This is a genomic window from Gulosibacter sp., from assembly GCF_052090685.1.
Lineage (GTDB): Bacteria > Actinomycetota > Actinomycetes > Actinomycetales > Microbacteriaceae > Gulosibacter.
In genome coordinates this window covers 148,395-170,558 of record NZ_JBQDBE010000007.1, presented here as the reverse complement: position 1 = coordinate 170,558, position 22,164 = coordinate 148,395, and the positions used below count along the sequence as shown (strand labels likewise).

Genomic DNA, 22,164 nt, shown 5'->3' with positions numbered 1-22,164 from the left:
GCTCAATGGATAGAGCATCTGACTACGGATCAGAAGGTTGGGGGTTCGAGTCCCTCCAGGCGCACTGAGTTTTGTGACTCAACCATCTGTGTGGAGACAGAACTGAACGGCTCGCAGCGTATTATTCGTAGCGGGCCGTTTCTGGTATTCCGGACGAAGCCATGATCGCCAGGAGGGGCTCGTGGATCATGCAGATGCGCAGCGATGTAGCGACGATGACCGAGATGACGCTTTGGTACAGCTGGGGCACCAAGGAGAGTCTGTGACAAACGACCCGTTCGACGTTATCGACCTCGAAGAATATCCTCGAGAATTTCAACAAGTGTTGAAGAGCGCTTCTGAATTCCAGCGCATCGTCCCCGACGCGACAATGGTCGGCGGCAGTGCCGCCGCGTTTTGGGCCCGACATCGACTGAGCGTTGACCACGACCATGTTGTCGCGGACCTTGCGCCCATCTACGACGACGTATTGAAATCACTTGAAAGCGAACCTGCATGGCGTCTCGCCAGAGCTGACCCCGATCGAAAACTCACGATCCTCGGTTCCTACGAGGGAGTGGAAGCAGGCGTCCGTCAGCTTCGGCGGAAGAAACCGCTGGAGACGGTGACGGTACTCGTGCAGAACCGACCACTGCGTATTCCCACCGCTGTCGAGTCCCTCCGGATCAAAGCGTTCCTCGTCGTGCAGCGCAACCAGGTGCGTGACTACCTCGACGTGGCCGCGATGACTGGCTACCTCGGTGTCGAACAGGCCGCGCACGTGCTTGAGAGCATGGATGATTATTATTCGCCGGATCTCACGAAGCAACCCGCGGTGAGTGTTGCCGGGCAGGTCGCAGGTCGGCTCGCGAACCCGGAGCCGAAGGATTCTCGGGTCATTGGCCAACTCGACCACTACAAGGGACTGGATCGCGCTTTCACGGACTGGGCACAAGTGGTCACTGCTTGCCAGGAAGTCGCCGAGAGAATGGAACCTAGAAATGACTAATTTGCAGTTCCGCAATCTGAGCGTCACCCCGGCCGATCCTGTCGAGATGTGGGGGTTCGAAGGCTATGTCACCGCGTTGGAACGTGGTGATTTCGAGGACTGGCACCGGATGCGGATATATGCACGCCAGCATCCCTGGTCAGAGGTGACGGATGCCATGCTCGAGGCGACCGAACAAGCGGATGATTTCGGTATCGGCTCGGCGGCGCTCGTGCGCCTGGCAATCACCCGCGCGCGGCAGGCGTAACGCGACCCCTCAGTCTGCGTGGCGTATTGCCACTCACCGATCGGCCGTCGCACGCATCCAAGCGCGGCCGCAGCGGACGAACGCGTAGATCGCACCGGCGGCGAGCGCCGCGCTGAAGAAGAACGCGGTTTGCCGGTTGTCGCGCACGACCGCACAGGCGAGCGGACCCTGTTCAGTGATGTCCTCGTACCGGAGAGATCGCGCGATGTCTGACTCCAGGCCGCGTTCGGCCTCATAGGCATCGAGCGCCTCGGTCACATTGTCGATCTGGAGCGAACTCATATGAGCGGGTTCGAAGACTCCCGCCGACAGGGGCGGGCAAAGTACCTCCGTGCCCTCGAACGGTGACGAAAGCATCTTGGACGGTGTGAAAAACAGCCAGCCTGTCAGCACCACTAGCCCCGCCGCAATCAGGAAGGTGATCCCCGACCAAATCGCGGTATTCCGGATGCTGCGGTTCCGGCGTCTTGCGACTTGTCCCGGTTCCCCGGTGGTTTCCTCGAGCGTGGGCAGGTCGCGACCTTCGTCGAGCATCAGTATCCGTCCCTAGTTGCGGTGACCGACTGTCGCGGTCCGGATGTGCAGGATGCTCACCAGCGTATTGCGGTGCAGCTGTCCGCACGTCGCCCGTTGGCCTGAGATCTGTCGGTCGGAAGTGCGACCCGGATTAGTGCTCCCGCAGCAACTCGATCAGCTCATCCTTCCGAAGGTCGGAATAGCCGCTCAGGCCGAGTTCCTTCGCCCGCTCGCGAAGCTCGTCAACGGTGCGGTCTTCGTAGTCTTCGGCCTCGCCGCCGCGCTCACCGACCTTGGAGCGGCCCTCGGCGGCCGCCGCGTTCGCAATGCGCGCTGATTTCTCTTTGGAGTTCCCTTCTTCACGCAGCCGCTGGTAAAGCTCTTCGTCTTTGATGCTCGGGTCCGGCATGGTCTCTTCCTCTCGCGCAGGGCCGACGGATGTTGATCTCCACCTCGCGGGTATCGACTTCCAAAGCCTGCAGGACTTGGCTGGACGTTACGCAAACGTGCAACCCTCTATACGCCGGACAGAGTGCAATGCTAGGTTGTCCTGACAAAGTGCCAATGCAGCGAATTCAGGAGGAACCATGAAGCTTGGTTTGGTCGGTTATGGAACCGGTGGACGGTTCTTCCACGCGCCCTATATTGCGGCAGCGGACGGCGTCGAACTCGTTGGCATCGTCGCGCGTTCCGAGCAGCGCATCGCAGAAGTTCGCGAGGACTTCCCCGAGGTGCCGATCTACGCATCCCTCACCGACATGCTCGAAGCGGGCGTCGATGCCGTGACGATCACCACTCCGCCGGAGACTCGGCGCGATCTCGTTCTCGAGGCAATCGCCGCGGGCGTGCATGTCATTGCCGACAAGCCATTCGCTCCGAACGCCGAAGGCGGTCGCCAACTCGTGGCCGCTGCCGCACAGCAGGGCGTACTGCTCAGCGTCTTCCAGAATCGACGCTGGGACACCGATATTCGCACCCTCAAGCAGGTGCTCGATCAGGGCCAGCTCGGCGAAGTCTGGCGCTTCGAATCCGCATTCAACCTCGATGAGCCCGAATCGCTCGAGGCGGGACCGACCGGTGGCCTGCTGCGCGATCTCGGCAGCCACGTCGTGGACCAGGCGCTCTGGCTCTTCGGCAAAGCGAAAGCCGTCTCGGCGAACCTCGACTGGATTGACCTGCCCGAGGGGCGTACTGACGCGAGCTTCTTCATCAATATTGAACACGAAAATGGTGTTCACTCCCACATCTCGGCGAGCAAGGTGAACCGCCTCGTGTCGCGCGAGCTCAAGGTGTTCGCGGCAGGCGGCAGTTTCATATCCTCGCAAACGGATGTGCAGACACAGGCAATCTTCCGCGGCGAGCGGCCGCTGGGTAACCGCGAGCAGTGGGGATACGAAGCTGAAGCACGCTGGGCCACGCTCAACACCGCTGAGGGAAGCCAGCCAGTGCCGTCCGCACAGGGCGACTACACCGACTACTACGAGCAGTTCGCCGCGGCCGTAGACACTGGCGCGACGCAGCCGGTCCCCGCATCCGAAGCGGTCGGCACCCTCGAAGTGCTCGACACTGTGTGGATTAGCGCCGCGGAATCCCGCACCGTTTCTCTCTAGCCCACACGAGCCCAGCTACCGGACTTAGCCATGCTCAGTCCGGCACTGGCTGGTCCCTATTCGTCCCCAGATTTTCCAAATTCCGTCCCTTCCAATCACCCAGTTCACTCAGAACTCCAGGCAAAAGGACATTCATGACCGTAAAAATCGGAATCAACGGCTTCGGTCGCATCGGCCGCAACTACCTCCGCGCGGCACTCGCACAGAACGCAGACATTGACATCGTTGCCGTCAACGACCTCACCGACGCAAAAGCACTCGCAAACCTCACCGAGTGGGACTCGCTGCTCGGTCGCCTCGATCAGAGCGTGGAAGCGCGCGAAGGCGAACTCATTGTCGGCGGTAAATCAATCAAGGTCTTCTCCGAACGCAACCCAGCTGATATTCCCTGGGGCGACCTCGGGGTCGACGTCGTAATCGAGTCCACCGGTTTCTTCACCACCTCGGATGCGGCGCAGGCACACCTCGACAGTGGTGCGAAGAAGGTCATCATCTCGGCGCCCGCGAGCGGCGACGTCAAGACCCTTGTGCTCGGCATCAACGACGACGAGTACGACCCCACCCGGCACGACATCATCTCGAATGGATCGTGCACCACGAACTCGCTCGCATTCCTCGGGAAGGTGCTCAACGACGAATTTGGCGTGGAGACCGGGCTGATGACCACGATTCACGCCTACACGGGAGACCAGCGATTGCTGGATGCTCCGCACAGCGACTTCCGACGCGCTCGCGCGGCTGCGGTGTCGACGATTCCGACCAGCTCGGGTGCGGCGAAGGCAATCGGCCTCGTCGTTCCGGAACTTGAAGGAAAACTCACCGGCCTGGCCCTTCGCGTTCCGGTGCCTGTTGGCTCGATTACCGACCTCACCGCGCAACTCTCGCGCGAGGTGACCGCTGAAGAGGTCAACGCCGCGTTCGCGCGAGCCGCAGCATCCGAGCGCTACAACAACTACCTCGAGTACTCGGAAGATCCACTCGTGTCGGTGGACATTACCGGCAACCCGCACTCGACGATCTTCGACTCCGGTCTCACCCAGGTATCGGGAAACCAGGTCAAGGTCTTCGGCTGGTACGACAACGAATGGGGCTTCTCAAACCGCCTCGTCGAGCTCTCGGCGCGCGTCGGCGCAACGATTCCAGCACTCGCGGCGGTGCACGCGTAACTGCGATAGCCGTCTAGCTTGGCATGCGGGGTGTGGGCAATTTCCCACACCCCGCGGCTGTTTTTACGCACCCAAGAGGCGGGAATTCTCAGCCGCAGAACCATATGTTCAGTTGTTAGGACATTAGGTGTATGCTGGCCCGAAGCCTCCCGGATCCGATCACCGTAGAAAGTTGAAGAGAGACTCGTGACTTCTCCTACCGCAACGAACATTGACGTTCTGACCTTCGGTCGCGTCGGTGTTGACATTTACCCGCTGCAGGACGGCGTCGGCCTCGAAGATGTTGACACCTTCGGCAAATACCTTGGCGGTAGCGCGGGCAACGTTGCCGTTGCCGCAGCCAAGCACGGCCACAGCGCAGCCCTCATCTCTGGAACAGGCGGCGACTCATTCGGCCGCTACGTGGTTCGCGAACTCGAACGGCTCGGCGTTTCCTCCGAGTACGTGATTCAGGTTGATGACCTGCAAACCCCAGTCACCTTCTGCGAGATTTTCCCACCGGATGACTTCCCGCTGTACTTCTACCGCAAGCCCAAGGCGCCGGACCTCGCTGTCCCGGAAGAGTCGCTCGACCTGGATGCGATTCGTGCGGCAAAAATTTTCTGGACCACGGTGACCGGACTCAGCGAAGAACCAAGCCGAAGCGCCCACCACGCGGCCTGGGCAGCTCGCGCACGAAGGCCCCACACCATCCTCGACCTCGACTTTCGCGAGGTGTTCTGGAACTCGCGCGCAGAAGCGAGTGAGGAAGTGGGCAAGGCCCTCGAGCACGTGACCGTCGCCGTGGGAAACCGCGAGGAATGCGAAGTTGCGGTGGGGGAGACCGAGCCGATGCGGGCAGCGGATGCGCTGCTCGAGCGCGGCGTCGAGCTCGCGATTGTGAAGCAGGGACCGAAGGGCGTCATCGCGAAGACTCGCAATGAGTTCGTCGAAGTGCCGCCGTACCCGATCGAGGTCGTCAACGGACTCGGCGCTGGCGACAGCTTCGGTGGCGCGCTCTGCCACGGACTGCTCGAAGGCTGGGACCTTGACCGCATCCTGCGCTTTGCGAATGTTGCCGGTGCGCTGGTTGCCTCGCGTCGCGAATGCTCCACCGCAATGCCCACCTCGAACGAGATCCAGGCGATTCTGGACGGGAAGAACTGATGAACGAAGTACCGACAAGTATTGCGGACGCCCTCGAACACTATGAGTCCACTTTCGCGGAACTGCGCCGCTTGCGCGCTGAGGAACCCCAGGCGGTAGCCGAGAAATTCGCCGCGCGCAAGCGTCGCCCGCTGCTCGCCGGCGACGGCAAGCTCATGATTGTTGCCGCAGATCACCCCGCCCGCGGAGCACTGGGCGTTCGTGATGACGCGAATGCGATGGCCGACCGGTACGAACTGCTTGCTCGCCTGGCGATCGCGCTGTCGCGTCCCGGCGTCGATGGCGTGCTCGGAACCCCGGACATCATCGACGACCTCGCACTGATGGGCCTGCTCGAGGACAAAATCGTGGTTGGCTCCATGAACCGTGGCGGCCTTCGCGGCTCGGCCTTCGAAATGGATGATCGCTTCACCGGCTACGGCATCGACAGCATCCGCCGCGATGGCCTGGATTTCGCGAAGACGCTCGTGCGCATCAACCTGGCGGACCCCGCCACCGTCGCAACGCTTGAGGCCAATGCGCGGGCCGTGGACGATGCGGTACACGCGCAACTGCCGATCATGCTCGAACCGTTCATGAGTAAGTGGGTCGGCGGCAAGATCACGAACGACCTCAGTACTGAAGAGGTCATCCGGTCCGTCGCAATTGCCTCCGGTCTCGGCAATAGTTCGGCCTATACCTGGATGAAACTCCCGGTAGTCGAGAACATGGAAGCGGTCATGGCTTCCACTACGCTGCCGACGCTTCTGCTCGGTGGCGAGCCAAACGGCTCCCCGGAAGAGGTCTTTGCCCGCTGGCAGCACACGCTGTCGCTGCCGGGCGTGCGCGGTCTTGTTGTGGGACGCACCCTGATTTATCCGCATGACGGTGATGTCGCAGGCGCGGTTGATACTGCTGTTGCGATGGTTCACGGAACCGCCGTCTAGCATCCGATCTGAACTCTAGAAGCACACGAAAGGTGACTCCAATGGCACAGAACAATGACTGGTTCTTCGCACGCGGTGAACTCGCAAAAGACGGCTGGGAATCAGTCGTCGACGGCTCCCGTGAGGGTTGGGCGCACACGGGTTTGCGCGTCGCAAATCTCGCGGAGTCGGGTTCGCTCGAGCTGCCCGCAGGCGATGTTGAGCGCATCATCATCCCGCTTGATGGTCCCGCCTCGGTCCAGTGGTCGGATGCCGAAGGCAACTCCGAAACGCAGGATCTCGTCGGCCGTCCCTCGGTCTTCGACGGCCCCACTGACGTGCTCTACCTCGGCGTTGGCGCTTCCGCCACGCTGACCGGAAGCGCGCGCGTTTCGGTTGCCGAAGCTCCCGCAACGGGCAAGTTCCCGGTTCGCTATATCGCGAAGGACGAGGTTCCAGTTGAGCTTCGCGGCTCCGGCCGCTCGAGCCGCCAGGTGCACAACTTCGGCACCACGGCCACGCTCGACGCATCCAAGTTCATCGTCTGCGAGGTCATCACCCCGTCAGAGAACTGGTCGTCCTTCCCCGCCCACAAGCACGACGAAAACATCCCCGGCCACGAGTCGCGCCTCGAAGAGATCTACTACTTCGAGTCGGCCGTCTCGAAGGGCGTTGAAGCGCCTGCGGAAGCCGACCCCTTTGGCATGTTCGCGACCTACTCCTCAGCCGCCGGTGACATCAGCATTAACGAAATCGTGCGCACCGGTGACATCGCGCTCGTGCCCTTCGGCTATCACGGCCCCGCGGTTGCAGCTCCCGGCTACGACCTCTACTACCTCAACGTCATGGCCGGTCCAGACGAAGAGCGTGTCTGGAATATCCAGGATGACCCGGCACACGGCTGGGTGCGAGCCACCTGGGAGAACCAGGACTTCGACTCGCGTCTGCCCTACGGCGACGACTCCGCAAACTAACCCCCGCATCCGCAAAGTAAAGGACAGGACCGATGGCAGCGACGCCACGCACGAAACGAATGACCGTCAGCCAGGCACTCATTGAGTTCCTCGGCAACCAGTGGACGGTTGACGGCGATCACCGGGAACGAACCATTGCTGGCACCTTCGGCATTTTCGGACACGGCAACGTCGCTGGCATCGGTCAAGCCCTCAAGCAGTACAACGAGATTCAGCCGGATCTCATGCCCTACTTCCAGGCACGCAATGAGCAGGCGATGGTGCACCAGTCGGTTGGCTACGCCCGGATGCACCGCCGGCTCGGGACCTATGCCTCGGCTGCCTCGGTGGGCCCGGGGGCAGCGAATATGCTGACCGCGGCCGCCCTCGCGACCACGAACCGGCTGCCCGCACTGCTGCTGCCAAGCGACACCTTCGCAACGCGCGTGGCCGACCCCGTGCTGCAGCAGATGGAACTGCCACACGACACCAGCATCACGGTGAACGACGCCTTCCGCCCGCTGTCACGCTTCTTCGACCGGGTCGATCGCCCCGAAAAGCTATTCTCTATCGCGCTGTCGGCGATGCGCGTGCTCACCGACCCGGTCGAGACCGGTGCGGTCACCATCTCCCTTCCCGAAGATGTCCAGGCCGAGGTGATGGATGTGCCGGTTGAGTTCCTGCAGGAACGCGAGTGGCATCTGCGTCGCCCACTTCCCGAACGCGCGGCGCTCGCGCGGGCGATTGCCGCGATCCGCGGTGCGAAGCGTCCGGTGATCGTGGCCGGCGGCGGCGTGATCTACTCGAATGCCGAAGAAGCCCTGCGCATCCTCGTTGAAGCCACCGGAATTCCGGTCGGTACCTCGCAGGCTGGCGGCGGCGCGCTCGTGTGGGACCACCCGCAATACCTCGGTGGTATCGGCGCGACCGGGACGACCGCCGCGAACCGAATCTCGGCCGAAGCCGACGTCGTGATCGGCATCGGCACGCGCTACAGCGACTTCACCACCGCGAGCCGCACGGCATTCCAGAACCCTGACGTCACCTTCGTGAACATCAACGTCGCCAGCTTCGACGCCTACAAGCACGGCACGCAGATTGCCGTGGTCGCCGATGCCCGCGAGACCATCGAGGCACTCCGGTCGGAGCTCTCGGACTTCCGCGTGGATGAGGCGTACGCCGAGACCATCCGTCGCGAAAACGCGACTTGGGATGCTGCGGTCGACAAGGCCTTCGAGCCTTCGGGACTCGAGCTTCCCGGCCAGTCAGAAATCATCGGTGCGGTGCAGTCTGCAACCGACCCGGAGGATGTCATCGTGCAGGCTGCCGGATCGCTCCCGGGCGATCTGCACAAACTGTGGCGCGTGCGCGACCCGCTCGGCTACCACGTGGAATACGCCTTCTCGTGCATGGGCTACGAAATCGCCGGTGGGCTTGGCGCCAAGCGCGGCGCGCTCGCATCCGGTTCCGACCGCGAAATTGTCATCATGATCGGTGACGGTTCCTACCTCATGCTCCACACCGAATTGGTGACCGCGGTTGCTGAGGGCATCAAGATCATTGTGGTGCTCATCCAAAACCACGGCTACGCGTCAATCGGTCACCTCTCGGAGACCGTGGGGTCGCAGCGCTTCGGCACCTGGTACCGCGGCTACGACGAGACGGCGAAGAACTTCCAGGGCGAAGACATCCTGCCCGTGGACCTCGCCGCGAACGCCCGCAGCTACGGACTCGACGTCATCGAGGTCGAGCCCACCGCATCCGCGATCGAGGACCTCAAGGCTGCAATGGCGAGCGCGAAAGCCTCCGAGCGCAGCACCCTCATCCACATCAATAGCGACCCACTCATCTACGCACCCGACGGTGAGGGCTGGTGGGACGTCCCGGTGTCGGAGGTATCTGAACTCGACAGTACGCAGCAGGCGTATGACGAGTACCTGGGCCACAAGGCCAACCAAAAGCCCCTCCTCGGTTAGGCGCCGGGGTAGGAAGTATCGAGTCGAAGGAGATTCAACGCATGACGAACAGCGACACGGCAGCCATCCGTATCGGTACCGCACCCGACTCGTGGGGAGTGTGGTTTCCTAACGATCCCGGACAGGTGCCCTGGAAACGCTTCCTCGATGAGGTGGTGGATGCGGGTTATGAGTGGATTGAATTGGGTCCATACGGCTACCTGCCCACCGACCCGAATGAGCTCGCAGACGAGCTGGGTTCGCGCGGTCTGAAACTTTCGGCCGGAACGGTATTCACCGGTTTCCACAAGGGTGAAGACCAGTGGCAGCGCGCGTGGGACCAGGCGCTCGAAGTCGCGGGCCTGGCGTCCAAGCTCGGTGCCCAGCACCTCGTCGTGATCCCCGACCTGTGGCGCAGCGACGCCACCGGCGAAGCACTCGAATCGCGCACGCTCGACGACGAACAGTGGCAGAAACTCGCCGCCGGACACGACCGACTCGGCAAGGCCCTGCTCGAAGAATTCGGCATGAAGCAGCAGTTCCACTCGCACGCGGACAGCCACATTGGTACGGCCCGCGAGGTGAAGCGATTCCTCGCTGAAACCGACGAGCGCTACACCAACCTTTGCCTCGACACCGGTCACTACTCCTACTATGGCGGCGACAACCTCAAGCTCATCGAGGAACACCCGGAGCGCATTGGCTACTTGCACCTCAAGCAGGTCGACCCGGAACTCATCTTCGACATCCTTAAGAACGACGTGTCATTCGCCGACGCCGTCGCACAGGACATCATGGTGGAACCGCCGAACGGCATCCCCGAACTCGCGCCGATTATCGAGCGCGTGGCTCAGCTTGACCCGAATATCTTCGGCATTGTTGAGCACGACATGTACGGTTGCTCGGTCGACCGCCCCGGCCCGATTGCCAAGCGCACTCGCAACCACATTTTCAGCTGCACTCGCGCCGCTCGCGTGAACTAATTTCGAGGAATCCAGAACAATGACAAACACCACTGAAATCACCCCAGACGTTCGCGTCGGCGTCGTGGGCGCCGGCATGATGGGCGCAGACCACGTCAAGCGCATCACCGAACGCACCAAGGGCGCTGTCGTCTCGGCGATCATCGAGCCGGATGCTGGCCGTGCGGCTGCAGCCGTCGAGAACGCACCCGGAGCGCAAGCGTTCACTCGCATTGAGGATGCGATTGCAGCTGGCGCTGTTGACGCCGTGCTCATCGCCACCCCGGGCCAGTTCCACGAACCGGTACTGTTGCCGGCGCTTGAGGCTGGGCTACCCATCCTCTGCGAAAAGCCGCTGACTCCCGACTCGGCATCCTCGCTGCAGGTGCTCGAGGCCGAGCAGAAGCTTGACAAGCCGCACATCCAGGTCGGCTTCATGCGTCGCTTCGACGCGGAGTACGGCCAGCTTCGCGAACTCGTCACCTCCGGTGACGCGGGTGAGCTGCTCATGCTGCGCGCCTCACACCGCAACCCCTCGGTGCCCGATGCCTACACCCAGAAGATGCTCATCACTGACTCGGTGGTGCACGAATTCGACGTCCTGCCCTGGCTTGCGGGCTCGCCGCTGAAGAGCGTTGAAGTGAAGTACGCGCGACGCAACCCGCTCGCCCCGGAGCGGCTGCGCGAGCCGATCCTGGTGATCATGGAACTCGAAAACGGCGTGCTCATCGACCTGGAGATGAACGTGAGCGTGCAGTTCGGCTACCAGGTGTCGACCGAGGCCGTGTTCGCCGAGGGAATCGGCCGCATCGGTCAGCCCGGCGGTCTCGAGCTGTGGAAGGAAGCGAACTACGGTCGCGCCGAGCACACCTCGTTTGTTACCCGCTTCGCGGATGCATACGACCAGCAGGTACAGCGCTGGGTCAACGCCGTGCGCGCGGGCACCCTCGTTGACGGTCCGAACGCCTGGGACGGCTACCTCGTCGCCCTCGCCTGTGAAGCCGGAGTCACGGCGCTTGAGCAGGATGGTCCGGTCACTATCGAGTCGGCCGAGCGTCCCGCGTTCTACGCCTAAGCACGACGCGAAATTTCACCGACGAAGTTTCAGCAAAGGAGAAATGGAGTTCCCAATGGTTCGCATTGCCTATGACCCGACCCCGTACCACTTCAACCACGGCATCCTCGAGCTGCCCGACATCACCGCGCGACTCGGCTACGAACACGTGCAGATCACGCCACACCCCGAGTTCGGGCCGTTCCACCGCATGCCTAAAGCCGACGACGAGCTCGTCGCTGGTCTGAAGAAGCGGGCGGCGGATGCCGGGGTTGAGATTGTTGCGTTGCAGCCGGTGCAGCGCATTTCCTGGCCCGAGGAGCCACAGCGTGAGGTTGCCGTGCGCAACTTCTCGCGCGTGATTGAGATTGCCGCGCAGCTCGGCGTGGACACGATCAATACCGAGTTTTCGGGCCGCCCCGAGCGCTCGGAAGACTCGGAAGCCGGGTTCTATCGCTCGATGGAGGTGCTCATCCCACTTGCTGAAAAGGAGGGTGTGCGCATTAACATCGACCCGCATCCCGATGACTTTGTCGAGGACGGCCTCGAAGCCTGGCGCGTAATTCGCGGGCTGAACTCGAAGTCAGTCGGCTTCGTGTACGTCGGCTCGCACTCATTCCACATGGGTGACCAGGCGGCAACGCTCCTGCCTGAAGTGGGCGACCGCCTCGGCGCCGTGTTTGCGGCGGACACCTACAACCACCACCGGTCCAATGGCCTGCGGTACATCACCAACCCTCCCGGAAACTCGGTGCGCGTACACCAGCACCAGAAGATCGGTGACGGCGACGTGAACTGGGGAGAGCTCTTCGACACCCTCGGCAAGATCGGCTACCTCGACCGCGAGGATGCCGTGATCGTCTCGAACGTCTTCGGCGAGAACGAAAACGCCGAGGATGTCGCGCGCTACCAGCTCGCCAAGATCCGCGAGCTCGTGGCCGGCGCCGCCCGCGCGTAGCGGCGGGGCGCAGCGGTGGGCTGGGGTGCATCGCCGCGTCTACTGGCTGCATCGCGGTCGCGCTGCGTTGCTGTGGTGCCGCGGTGACACCACGCTGCGTCGCCGTCGCGCTGCGTTGCTGTGGTGCCGCCGTGACACCGCGCTGTGCCGCCGCCGCGCCCGGCCCCGATCCCACCTGACGCGCAGTACCACCCAAAGTGCGGCTTACCACTTTCCAGAAAGTAGTAAGCCGCATTTTCGGTGGTCCCCAAATTGTGAAGACTGCCGCGTTGGCGATCAGCTGCGTTTTCGGTGGTACCGGAAGCGCGTGGGTGCTCAGGGGCGCCGGCGGTGCTCAGACGTGCCTGGCTGTGCACGGAGCGAACCTCGTGAGACCCCGTACCACCTTGAATGCGGGTTACCACTTTCCAGAAAGTGGTAACCCGCATTCAAGGTGGTATCGCGTGATGGGCTGGTGGTTGGTCGCTGGTGGCTGTGGCCCGAAGCCGTGTGGCCCGACGACGGCCCGACGCTACGCGGCCAGCCACCCAGCCAGCCAGCAGCGAGCCAGCCCGCGGCCAGCCAGCCCCCGCAGCTAGCTAAGCGTTCAGGCTCGAAGTGAGCGCAGCATCCGCCTGCTTGAGGACGTCAGCGGCGATCTCGAGTCCCTCTACACGACCGAGGGAGACGTCTTCGTGCTCGATGTTGACGAGCATGTTCGGGTCGACCTCGTAGAGGGCGCGCAAGAACTCGGTCCAGAACTCAACATCGTGACCGCGACCGAGCGCAACAAAGTCCCAAGCGGAGTTCTTGGGCCACTCATTTGCATACTCGTCGCCACCGAGGTTGGTGCGCTCTTCGTCGGGGCCGAGCTTGCGGAAGCTGTTGTCGAGCACACCGTTGATCGCTGCGAACTCGGGGTTGACCCGCACATCCTTGGCTGCCGCGTGGACAACGTGATCACCGAGGTAGCGGACGACCGCAACCGGGTCCATCTGCTGCCAGAAGAGGTGGGATGCGTCCAGCTCGACACCGACATTGGTCGTGCCGGCGCGCTCGACGAGCTCGAGGAAGTTTGCCGAGTTGAAGGCGACGTTTTGCGGGTGCAGTTCGAGGGCGACCTTCACGTCGTTGTCCTGCGCGAGCTTGTCGGTTTCGCGCCAGAAGTCAGCGGCGATGCCCATTTGGTAGTCGATGACGTCGAGGGCGGCGGAGTTCCAGGCGTTGACGACCCAGTTCACATTCTTTGCGCCGTCCTCGCTGCCAGGGAGTCCGGACATGGTGACGACGCGGGTCTGACCGAGACGGTTGGCGAGACGAATCGAACGGCGGATGTCTTCGGCGTGCTTGTCGCCAATCGCGCGGTTGGGGTGGAGAGGATTGCCATTGCAGTTGAGCCCGGCGATCTGGACACCGGTGCCCTCGAAGAGCCCGAGGAAGTCGTCTCGCGCAGTGTCACTGTCGAGAATGTCGTCAAAGGTGGGAACGTGAACTGCGGGCAAAAAGCCGCCCGTGTTCAGCTCGATACCGGTGAGCCCAAGATCGGCGATCACCTTGATCGCCTCAGGGAGGGACCGGTCGTGGAGGATGGCGTTGTACACACCGAGTTGCATGATCTCTCCTTCGAGACTGAGTGACTCCGGATGCCTGGGTCACGAAATAGCGGGTTGTATGAATGTTGTTATGTCAATACATTCGCATCGAGCGTAGCACTCGTGCCGGTGCTAGCGGAAGCTGCTCGGGCGCAATACTTCGCCGGCGAACTCGCAATTCTGAAAACGCAGTCCGGAGCCTCGTTAACGGTCGACCAGGGTCATTTCGAACTGATACAGCTCTGGTCGGTAGATGTGCTGTCCGTACTCGATCGCTCGCCCGGAACTGTCGAATGCGGTGCGTTCCATTGTGAGGAGCGCGCCGCCCTTGCGGATATCGAGCAGCTCGCTTTCGGATGCGGTGGCCTCGCGCGCACCAATTCGTTGCTTGGCGACGCGCAGCGTGACACCGCGTGCGCGCAGCAGCTGATAGAGCGCATGGGTCTTAAGCGCGTCGGTGCTGAGGTCGGTAAAGTCCGCGGGAAGAATATTGTCGAGGATTGCAATCGGGGCACCGTCGGCCTTGCGCAGTCGCGTGATGTGCAGCACTTCGCTGCCGACTTCTACGCCGAGTGCTTCCGCGACGGTGTCGTTGGCCGTCTCAATTTCTGCGGAGAGTAGTTCTGTTTCGGGCTTTTGTCCGGTGCGCTGCAGGTCTTCAAACAGACTCGTGAGGTCGACATTGCGATTGACCTTGCCGTGGACAACTTGGGTGCCGACGCCTCGACGCCGCACGAGCAGCCCCTTGTCGACGAGCTCCTGGATGGCGCGGCGGATGGTGGGGCGAGAGATTCCGAGCCGTTGACCGAGTGATACTTCGTTTTCGAGTCGCGCACCGGAGGGGAGGACCTCGTCGTAGATTGCCTGCTCAAGCCGTTTGGCAACCTGGTGGTAGAGCGGAACCGGGCCTGAGCGTTCGAGATCAATGAAGAGTTCGACGGGTAGTGTGTGTTCCGGCTGGGCCATGCCGAATCCCTCCTCAGGTGCGACGTTGCATTGACAAGGCAACTCCTTTGCGCTCTTGTCTTGACAATAGTACCTGCGTGAGGTGCAGTTCGCGAGTTGAGGGGCGAAATGCCACCAATAGTTGACGTCATGCGCCCATAGACTGGGGCGATGACTGACTCAACTCGCGGTTTCGTGTACCACGTCGCTGATGACAATCCTGCCCGCATCCTGATGGCCACCGCCTCGGCTCGAAATGCGATCGCGGCGCTCGGCGAGGATGTGCGCGTGGACATCCTCGCTCAGGGTGGCGCAGTGCGCGGTGCCACGAAGCAGTCCGCGGAGGCGGACAAGCTCAAGGCAGCCCTTGCCGAGCTGCCTACGGTGCAGGTGTGGTTGTGCTCGCTTGCCGCTCAGGGCAACGGCATTACAGAAGATGACCTGCTGGATGGCGTGCACCTCGCCGCCACCGCAACCGCGCACGCCGCCCAGCGCCAGTTTGAGGGTTGGGCGTACATCCGCGGGTGACGCGGATCATGATGCTGTCGCGGGTGACGCGGATCATGATGCTGTCGCGGGTGACGCGGACCGCGTCATTGTCGCGACTAACGCGGTTCAATACGCCCCGACGCTAGTTCCCCTCGTCCCGCTCCTTTTCCTGTGATTCCAGCAGGATCATGCACAGTTCGTGGAGCTGGGCCTGTTGTTCGGGGGTAAGCGCGCGACCGATGTGATCGTTAATGTGCTGCGTGTGCACGCCAACGGCCTTGCGGAATGCACGGATTCCCGACTCCGTGAGCGAAACAATCGTGCCACGAGCATCGAACTCATCCTCGGTCTTCACAATGAAGTCACGATTGACGAGGCGGTCGATCAGACGCGATACCGAAGACTGGGTGATCAACACATTTCGGTTGAGGTCACGCAAGCGAAGCCGGTGCTGCGGCGCCCGGTACACATTGAAGAGGACGTCGTACTCGTTCATCGTGATGCCGAATCCGGTAAATTCTTCGCGAAGGTCACGCATGACGGACACCTGCGCGCGGAACAACGCCTCCCACGCGTCGCTTGGACGTACGGATCGATTCTTCATCCGTTCACCTTAGGTGGCGTCGGTTAGAAAAATGCTAAACCGCGCGCAATAAGCAACGAATATCTCGGCCATCGCCGAGCAATGTCTCAGGCGCGATCGGGCGAGGGGCTCGGCGCGTGCACGACCCGCACGTCAGCGTGACGGTCGAAGCGGTAACCGCTGCCACGAACCGTCCGCACCACATCCGCATACTCGCCCAGGCGCTGGCGCAGGCGGCGCACGTGAACGTCAATCGTGCGTTCGTGTGGGCGCTCTTCGGTGGTGTCGCGCCACAGTACGTCGATGATCTCTTCACGGCTCACGGTGCGACCTTCGCGGAGCACGAGTGCCTGCAGCAGTTCGAACTCCTTGTAGGTGAATTCCGCATTTTCGCCGTGGACCTCAACACGCTTGCGCGAGGTGTCAATCGTGACCTTGGCGGCGGCTCGTTTGGCTTCTTCCGCGCGCTCTTCTTCCTGGCGGGCGTTGCGGCGCTCGCGAATGGCGCCGGGTTCCTGCAGTGCGAGGCGCACGAGATCGATGTTTTCGCCGCGGGCGTCGGCGGGTGCAAAGGCAACGGATGCGTAGCTCTGTGCGTGTGGCGCACGTTCAGCGATTACCTCGCGCAGCGCGGTGACGAGGTCGGTCAGTGAAATACCGTCCCGGGTTGCGGCCTCGTCATCGAGTCCGACGTAGAGCGCAAAGCCACGGGCCTCGGGCGACGGTGCGACTGCCTCTGCCGGCGCGGTCCGTGCGGCAGCGGGGTAGCTGGATGCTTTGGGTACGGCAGCGAGGTTCGGTCGCGGGGCAGAAGCTTCGGCGTTACGGCGGGGAAGCGGTGCAATGTGTGAGATCGACATGGTGGTTGAATCCTTTGATGATGAAGTCTGTGACGCGCTACTGCGTGAGTCAGCGTCTGGGCGACTACGCCCGATGGCATCCGATTTGGATGCGGGCCTACGAGAGGCGTTGCCGGTTCGGGAATCCGAGAAACCGGCCGAGGGATGCATGGGTGCGCTGGGGATCAAATTAGCGGCACATTCGACAGCACGCCATCATGCCGACCATCATCATGTCGGCACGACCTGCCACCTCGAGGGCGGGCACAGGGCGGGCAGTCGTAGCAGTCATAGGGTTCAGCTTTCCCGACGTGACGATAAAAGTCAAGATTTGGTATCGGGCTGCGCACGCATCCTAAGGGCGCCAGCACAGGCAACCACGACGAATCCGACACCGACTAAGTCGAACAGTGTGAGCACCTGGCCAAGCACGACGAACCCGCTCAGCGTTGCGATCACCGGTGCCAAACTCAGCAGAATCGCGAACGTCTCCCGAGGAATCAGCCGGAGCGCGAAGAACTCGAGGGTATAAGGGATCGCCGTTGACATGAGGGCAATGAGTAATCCCCACAGCAGCACATCGGTGCGGAGGAGTGCGTCGCCAGCGGTGATCGCACCGAATGGAACGACAATCAGCGCGGATACCGTCACGGCGAGTGCGAGGCCGTCTGATTTTTGTACGAGCAGACTTGTTCGCGCTGAAGTCACGATATAGCTCGCCCACATTGCTGCCGCAAACAGCGCAAACACCACGCCAAGCAGATCGGTCTGCGCCGCATCCACACCGGTGAGGAACAGCACGCCGATGAGTGCCACACCGGACCACAGCCAAGCGATCGCCCGTTTCGCGAGGACGACCGCGAGCATCAACGGACCGAGCAGCTCCAGCGTGACCGCGGTTCCCAGCGGAAGCCGGTCTAGTGCCAAGAACATCGAGCTGTTCATCAATCCCATGGACGTGCCGAACGCGAGGATGGCGAGCCAGCCCTTCCGCGTGACCTTTTTGAGGTTCGGGCGAAACACGAGCAGCAGGATGATCGCGGAGAACCCCAGCCGGAGTGAAACGGTGCCGATCGGGCCGGCCAGCGCGAAGAGCGTGACAGCAAGTGCCGCGTCGGTTTGCGAAGAAAACTGCGCGCCAATGGTCAGCAGCGTGCCCGGAACTTGCGAGGACTGGCTGGACCTGCTCATCCCACCACCCTACGTCTCACAACGCAGGGTGCAGGCCGCGACCGCGAGTGTGATGTGGTGCCGGGGTGAATGCGTCTACGACGGCGCCTGACTGGGCGTTGGTGTTCCTAGTCGGTGCTGCCGTAGAGCCGATCACCGGCATCGCCGAGTCCGGGAACGATGTAGCCGACTTCGTTCAACCCTTCGTCCAGCGCCGCGGTGATGACACGCACGTTGTCTTGCGGGAACCGTTCCTTCATGAGCTCGACACCCTCGGGGGCCGCAACCAAGCAGATGGCGGTGATCTCGGTGGCACCACCCTCAATCAGAAACTCGACGGTCGCCGCAAGGGAGCCGCCGGTGGCGAGCATCGGGTCGAGCACAAAGCACTGGCGGTCGGAGACATTGTCGGGGAGCCGCTTCGCGTAGGTTTCCGGCTGGAAGGTCTCTTCATTGCGACGGATGCCTACGAAACCAACCTCGCAATAGGGCATGAGCTGCAGAAATCCGTCGAGCATCCCGAGACCGGCGCGAATAATCGGTACGGCGATGGGCAGCGGGTGGACGACGTGTTTACCCACCATTTGCCGAACCGGAGTGGTGACCGGAACATCCTCAACGCGCAGATCGCGAGTGGCTTCATAGGTGAGGAGCGTCACAAGCTCGGCCACGAGGGAACGGAATACGGGAGATTCCGTCCGTTCGTCGCGGAGCAGGGTCATCTTGTGATCAATCAGGGGGTGGTTCGCCACGTGCAGCTGCATGTCGCTAGCGTACTGATTGAACGTTGGGTTTGGGGACGGGATTGAAAGCGAGGGCGACCGGATGCGGGTTCCAGCACAGTGGGAAGCGCTCATGCGCGAGGCGCTCGCGGACGCAATCGCCGCTCCAGAAACCGGGGATATTCCCATCGGGGCGCTGGTCACCGACTCGACCGGGCGCATCCTCGGCCGTGGCAGAAATCAGCGCGAGGCGAATCACGATCCGACCGGGCACGCGGAGATCGTTGCGATCCGAGCGGCGTGCCGTGTCATTGGCAGTTCACGGTTGGACGGCTGCACACTCGTGACGACCTTGGAACCCTGCGTCATGTGTGCGGGTGCGGCGCTGACTGCGCGAGTAGAACGCGTGGTGTTCGGCGCCTGGGACGACAAAGCGGGAGCGGCCGGATCGCGGTACGACGTACTTCGCGATCGGCGACTCCCGCTGAGTGCCGAGGTGATTGGCGGCGTCCTCGAAGCTGAGTGCGCAGCGCCCCTCACCGCATTTTTCGCTAATCCCAGGAACGAATAACGATCGATTCGGTCGGTACGTCGTGTCGGTTTGGTTCGGTGATGTCGGGTTCAACAAAGACCGACACATCGGCGCCGACTACACCGCGAACGAGAGCGCGGAATTCGGCCAACACCGGCGGCAACGCGGCGAGCTCAGGCACATTGGTCAGCGAGACGCGGATGCCCACGACGGTATAGTTTTCCGAGTCGCCCTCGACCTGGACTTTCAGGACCTCGTCGATATAAGGACTCGTCAGCAGGGCCTCGCGTATTTCGGCCACGGCGCTGGAGTTTGGCATGGTGCTCCCCTCTGGAAGTTGTGATCTCCCGCAAAGCATACGGGCCGACGCCGAAAGCGAGCCGTAACCTGTGAATATGCTGCTCGCCACCTAGACTCGTGAGCATGATTTCAGCAGCCGATTCCATATCCTTCAACTCGCGGTCATTTCCGGTGATTGCGATGATCGGGACCGGGAATATGAATGGCGCCATTCTCGCGGGACTGACCGGCGGTGGCGCCGCGAAACATGCCGCCGACACGAGTGGTGCCAGCGCGAGTGGCACCAGCTCGGCTCAGCCGGTGCGTGTGACGACTCGTTCACAAGCCAGTGCCGAGAAATTTGCGGGCAATGATCGCGTCACGGCGGCTGCGACCGAAACGAATCCGGAGGCGAACCGCGAGGCTGTTCGCGGGGCAGGCTTGGTCATTCTGGGCGTCAAGCCGCATCAGATTGGCGCGGTCGCGGCGGAAATCGCCGAGGAGCTCGCTCTCGACACCGTGGTGATTTCCGTCGCTGCCGGCATCGAAACCGCCATGATCGAAGCGAAGCTTCCGGCAGGAATTCGTGTCGTGCGGGCAATGCCGAATACTCCCTCAACGATTGGCGAGGGTGCGACCGGTATTGCGGCGGGGACTGCCGCGGATGCTGAAGCGATGGCGCTTACCCGTGCGGTGTTTGAGTCGGTCGGGCAGGTCGTCGAAGTGCCGGAATCGGAGATTTCGCTCATTGGTGGAATCGCGGGTTCCGGCCCGGCACACGTCTACCTCCTCATCGAGCAGATGACGGCTGCGGCGGAGCACCTGGGAATGGCTCGTGAGGATGCGCTGGCAATGGTCGTGCAGACCTTCAAGGGCTCTATCGAGATGGTGTTGAACGACCCCGAAATGGATGTGGTGGATCTTCGTCGGAAGGTGACCAGCCCGAATGGGACCACCGAGCAGTCGGTACGGGTGCTGCTGGAATCGGGGCTGACCGAGATTTTTGAGCGGGCGTTCCTGGCAAATAAGCAACGCAGTGAAGAACTTGCGGCTGAGAATCGATGAATCGATTACTCAGCTTTCCTGAGAACCTATACGAGGTCCTCGGCGTCGCCCCGGCCGCGACGGAAGAAGAGATCCGCCGCGCATCCCGGGTCCGCCAGCGCGAAACCCACCCCGACCTCGGGGGTAACGCGGCGGACTTCACCAGAGTTCGACTCGCGGTCGAAGTGCTCTCAAACCCGCAGCATCGCGCCGAACATGACGCCTGGCTCGCAACCGAGCGCGGGGTGGTTACCCCGCCACGCGCGGATGGGGTTCGGCTCCGCAAGCAGCAGCGAACGGCGCGCTCGCGACCGGCCGAACCGCCGAAGGCTCCCGCCGGTCAATCGGGAACTGCGACGGCGGCCTCGCGAGCGGCTTCCGGCAGAACCACTGCCGGAGCGAACGAGCCCACGCTGGATCGAATCCCGAAGCCCGTTGCCGACGTCCGAAAAATGGGCTGGTATCGCCGGGGTTGGCCCGAGCATCCTGATGTGTGGCCGGGCGACCGGCCGACACCGCCAGCTCCCACCGGCCGCGAAGCGCTGACGGTACTGCCGTTCGTGGTGCTCGGCATCGTGCTAATCGTCTCGCAAATAGTGCCGATCTCACCGTTCGCGACGGTGTGGTGGCCGGTTACGCTCGGGCTTTGGCTGCTCGGTTTGGCGTGGATCGGAATGCGAGCCTTCGGCAAGTATCGAGCGCTGACAAAAGTGGTGTACTGGGCGAATCTTGCGGGCATCGCGCTCGGCGCTGCGGTGCTCTTCGTGATCGCGATGATGCGCATTTTCGAATCGAGTGAAGGCGCCCTGATGCTCACCGTGCGCGCCGCGGTGGCGCTCGCCGGCACTGGATTTGCCGCGCTCGCCTGGTGGGGGCTGAGCCCCCGCACGCACCGGATGGAATTCGACGGCATGCTGACCGAACTTGCGAATGCTTCGGCACCGGCCGCGGACTCCGATCAGCGTGTCTGGGGAGAACCCGGCGGAACCGCGATGTCCCGCTCCGCCCCGGGCGCAAATGCCGTGCGGCGAATGTACGGGGAACAGATTGTCGGTGAGCGACTTGCCGCCCTGCAGCGGATGCCCGGGGTGCGCGTCGTGCACGGCCTACGGCTGCCGGGTGGCGACCCGAACGTCGCGACTGTCTCGCACGCGGTGCTCGCCGGGCGCCGGCTCGCGGTCGTGGATGCCGTGCTGTGGCGCCCGGGGACATACAACATCGACGCGCGTGGCCAGATCTGCTGCGATGGTGCGCCGCTTCCCGCCTCGGCGCAAGAGTTCCCTCATCGAGTGGAACGGATGCATGACTACTTTGGCGACGTCGCGGAGGTCCGCGGGTGGCTGACGGTGGTACCGGAGCGCACCGGAGAATTCACGGTGGACTACGCGCGAACCTGGCGTCGAGTGCGGCCGGCATCGGTGGAGTCGTTGCTGCGCGAGGTGGGGGACTGGCTCGCTGAGGACGGCACGGAGGTAGATCGGCTGCTGCTGCGAGACTTGCTCGAATTGCAGGTTGAGGCTTAGGCCGGAG

The 22,164-nt window shown here is 62.6% G+C and carries 24 protein-coding genes; 15 read left to right on the top strand and 9 right to left on the bottom strand.

Going from position 1 to position 22,164, the window contains the following annotated elements:
- Nucleotides 1–262 precede the first annotated feature (262 nt).
- Both ACTHXA_RS06610 and ACTHXA_RS06605 read left to right on the top strand, forming a co-directional pair.
- Nucleotides 263–988 (top strand): hypothetical protein, encoded by a 726-nt coding sequence (locus ACTHXA_RS06610; protein WP_441670599.1) that lies wholly within the window; start codon nt 263–265, stop codon nt 986–988.
- Nucleotides 981–1,235 carry a hypothetical protein gene (locus tag ACTHXA_RS06605; RefSeq protein ID WP_441670597.1) on the top strand — a complete coding sequence of 85 codons (255 nt, stop codon included), beginning with the start codon at nt 981–983 and terminating at the stop codon, nt 1,233–1,235. Before ACTHXA_RS06610 ends, ACTHXA_RS06605 begins: the two co-directional genes overlap by 8 nt.
- Before the next feature lie 33 nt (nt 1,236–1,268).
- Here the strand turns inward: ACTHXA_RS06605 and ACTHXA_RS06600 are convergent, their stop codons facing one another.
- Both ACTHXA_RS06600 and ACTHXA_RS06595 read right to left on the bottom strand, forming a co-directional pair.
- Nucleotides 1,269–1,769, bottom strand: a complete 501-nt coding sequence (locus ACTHXA_RS06600; protein ID WP_441670595.1) for a hypothetical protein — start codon at nt 1,767–1,769, stop codon at nt 1,269–1,271.
- Nucleotides 1,770–1,902: 133 nt separating this feature from the next.
- Nucleotides 1,903–2,160, bottom strand: a complete 258-nt coding sequence (locus tag ACTHXA_RS06595; protein WP_441670593.1) for a DUF7218 family protein — start codon at nt 2,158–2,160, stop codon at nt 1,903–1,905.
- Nucleotides 2,161–2,338: 178 nt separating this feature from the next.
- Here ACTHXA_RS06595 and ACTHXA_RS06590 point away from each other — a divergent pair, with 178 nt between their 5' ends.
- The 9 genes from ACTHXA_RS06590 (at nt 2,339) to ACTHXA_RS06550 (ending at nt 12,460) form a co-directional block, all read left to right on the top strand.
- Nucleotides 2,339–3,361, top strand: coding sequence for a Gfo/Idh/MocA family oxidoreductase (locus ACTHXA_RS06590; RefSeq protein ID WP_441670591.1), 1,023 nt, complete (start codon nt 2,339–2,341; stop codon nt 3,359–3,361).
- Nucleotides 3,362–3,495: 134 nt separating this feature from the next.
- A complete protein-coding gene (gap, locus tag ACTHXA_RS06585) occupies nt 3,496–4,527 on the top strand; it encodes a type I glyceraldehyde-3-phosphate dehydrogenase (protein ID WP_441670589.1) in 1,032 nt (343 codons plus the stop codon).
- 186 nt (nt 4,528–4,713) lie between these two features.
- Entirely contained in the window at nt 4,714–5,673 is a 960-nt protein-coding gene (gene iolC, locus ACTHXA_RS06580; protein WP_441670587.1) for a 5-dehydro-2-deoxygluconokinase, read from the top strand.
- Nucleotides 5,673–6,599, top strand: a complete 927-nt coding sequence (locus tag ACTHXA_RS06575; protein ID WP_441670585.1) for a class I fructose-bisphosphate aldolase — start codon at nt 5,673–5,675, stop codon at nt 6,597–6,599. The genes iolC and ACTHXA_RS06575 overlap by 1 nt, the downstream gene beginning before the upstream one ends.
- A gap of 41 nt (nt 6,600–6,640) precedes the next feature.
- Nucleotides 6,641–7,552 (top strand): 5-deoxy-glucuronate isomerase, encoded by a 912-nt coding sequence (gene iolB, locus ACTHXA_RS06570; RefSeq protein ID WP_441670583.1) that lies wholly within the window; start codon nt 6,641–6,643, stop codon nt 7,550–7,552.
- Between the two features lie 32 nt (nt 7,553–7,584).
- Nucleotides 7,585–9,507, top strand: a complete 1,923-nt coding sequence (gene iolD / locus ACTHXA_RS06565; RefSeq protein ID WP_441670581.1) for a 3D-(3,5/4)-trihydroxycyclohexane-1,2-dione acylhydrolase (decyclizing) — start codon at nt 7,585–7,587, stop codon at nt 9,505–9,507.
- A gap of 41 nt (nt 9,508–9,548) precedes the next feature.
- The gene (locus ACTHXA_RS06560) at nt 9,549–10,469 is read left to right on the top strand and encodes a sugar phosphate isomerase/epimerase family protein (protein ID WP_441670579.1); all 921 of its coding nucleotides are present in this window, start codon (nt 9,549–9,551) and stop codon (nt 10,467–10,469) included.
- Between the two features lie 37 nt (nt 10,470–10,506).
- Entirely contained in the window at nt 10,507–11,523 is a 1,017-nt protein-coding gene (locus ACTHXA_RS06555) for a Gfo/Idh/MocA family protein (protein WP_441670607.1), read from the top strand.
- 55 nt (nt 11,524–11,578) lie between these two features.
- Nucleotides 11,579–12,460, top strand: a complete 882-nt coding sequence (locus ACTHXA_RS06550; protein ID WP_441670605.1) for a sugar phosphate isomerase/epimerase family protein — start codon at nt 11,579–11,581, stop codon at nt 12,458–12,460.
- A 578-nt stretch (nt 12,461–13,038) separates the two neighbouring features.
- Here ACTHXA_RS06550 and ACTHXA_RS06545 read toward each other — a convergent pair.
- On the bottom strand, nt 13,039–14,052 hold the full coding sequence (locus ACTHXA_RS06545) for a sugar phosphate isomerase/epimerase family protein (protein ID WP_441670577.1): 1,014 nt from the start codon (nt 14,050–14,052) through the stop codon (nt 13,039–13,041).
- A 183-nt stretch (nt 14,053–14,235) separates the two neighbouring features.
- Entirely contained in the window at nt 14,236–14,997 is a 762-nt protein-coding gene (locus ACTHXA_RS06540) for a GntR family transcriptional regulator (RefSeq protein ID WP_441670575.1), read from the bottom strand.
- 150 nt (nt 14,998–15,147) lie between these two features.
- Between ACTHXA_RS06540 and ACTHXA_RS06535 the strand changes: the two genes are divergently transcribed.
- Nucleotides 15,148–15,504, top strand: a complete 357-nt coding sequence (locus tag ACTHXA_RS06535) for a DsrE family protein (protein WP_441670573.1) — start codon at nt 15,148–15,150, stop codon at nt 15,502–15,504.
- Between the two features lie 103 nt (nt 15,505–15,607).
- Here the strand turns inward: ACTHXA_RS06535 and ACTHXA_RS06530 are convergent, their stop codons facing one another.
- The 4 genes from ACTHXA_RS06530 to upp form a co-directional block, all read right to left on the bottom strand.
- Complete coding sequence (locus ACTHXA_RS06530) at nt 15,608–16,069, bottom strand: MarR family winged helix-turn-helix transcriptional regulator (protein WP_441670571.1); 462 nt, start codon at nt 16,067–16,069, stop codon at nt 15,608–15,610.
- Nucleotides 16,070–16,155: 86 nt separating this feature from the next.
- Nucleotides 16,156–16,908: a winged helix-turn-helix domain-containing protein gene (locus ACTHXA_RS06525; RefSeq protein ID WP_441670569.1), complete on the bottom strand. Its 753-nt coding sequence runs from the start codon at nt 16,906–16,908 to the stop codon at nt 16,156–16,158.
- A 303-nt stretch (nt 16,909–17,211) separates the two neighbouring features.
- Nucleotides 17,212–18,078 carry an EamA family transporter gene (locus ACTHXA_RS06520; RefSeq protein WP_441670567.1) on the bottom strand — a complete coding sequence of 289 codons (867 nt, stop codon included), beginning with the start codon at nt 18,076–18,078 and terminating at the stop codon, nt 17,212–17,214.
- 107 nt (nt 18,079–18,185) lie between these two features.
- Entirely contained in the window at nt 18,186–18,821 is a 636-nt protein-coding gene (gene upp / locus ACTHXA_RS06515) for a uracil phosphoribosyltransferase (RefSeq protein WP_441670565.1), read from the bottom strand.
- A gap of 61 nt (nt 18,822–18,882) precedes the next feature.
- Here upp and ACTHXA_RS06510 point away from each other — a divergent pair, with 61 nt between their 5' ends.
- Nucleotides 18,883–19,350 carry a nucleoside deaminase gene (locus ACTHXA_RS06510; RefSeq protein WP_441670603.1) on the top strand — a complete coding sequence of 156 codons (468 nt, stop codon included), beginning with the start codon at nt 18,883–18,885 and terminating at the stop codon, nt 19,348–19,350.
- On the opposite strand, the gene ACTHXA_RS06505 is transcribed toward ACTHXA_RS06510, so the two are convergent.
- Nucleotides 19,331–19,630, bottom strand: a complete 300-nt coding sequence (locus ACTHXA_RS06505; RefSeq protein WP_441670563.1) for a hypothetical protein — start codon at nt 19,628–19,630, stop codon at nt 19,331–19,333. The genes ACTHXA_RS06510 and ACTHXA_RS06505 overlap by 20 nt on opposite strands.
- A 104-nt stretch (nt 19,631–19,734) precedes the next feature.
- Between ACTHXA_RS06505 and proC the strand changes: the two genes are divergently transcribed.
- Together proC and ACTHXA_RS06495 are read left to right on the top strand one after the other, a co-directional pair.
- Nucleotides 19,735–20,655 carry a pyrroline-5-carboxylate reductase gene (gene proC / locus ACTHXA_RS06500; RefSeq protein ID WP_441670561.1) on the top strand — a complete coding sequence of 307 codons (921 nt, stop codon included), beginning with the start codon at nt 19,735–19,737 and terminating at the stop codon, nt 20,653–20,655.
- Nucleotides 20,652–22,157 carry a J domain-containing protein gene (locus ACTHXA_RS06495; RefSeq protein WP_441670559.1) on the top strand — a complete coding sequence of 502 codons (1,506 nt, stop codon included), beginning with the start codon at nt 20,652–20,654 and terminating at the stop codon, nt 22,155–22,157. Before proC ends, ACTHXA_RS06495 begins: the two co-directional genes overlap by 4 nt.
- The last annotated feature ends 7 nt before the right edge of the window (nt 22,158–22,164 follow it).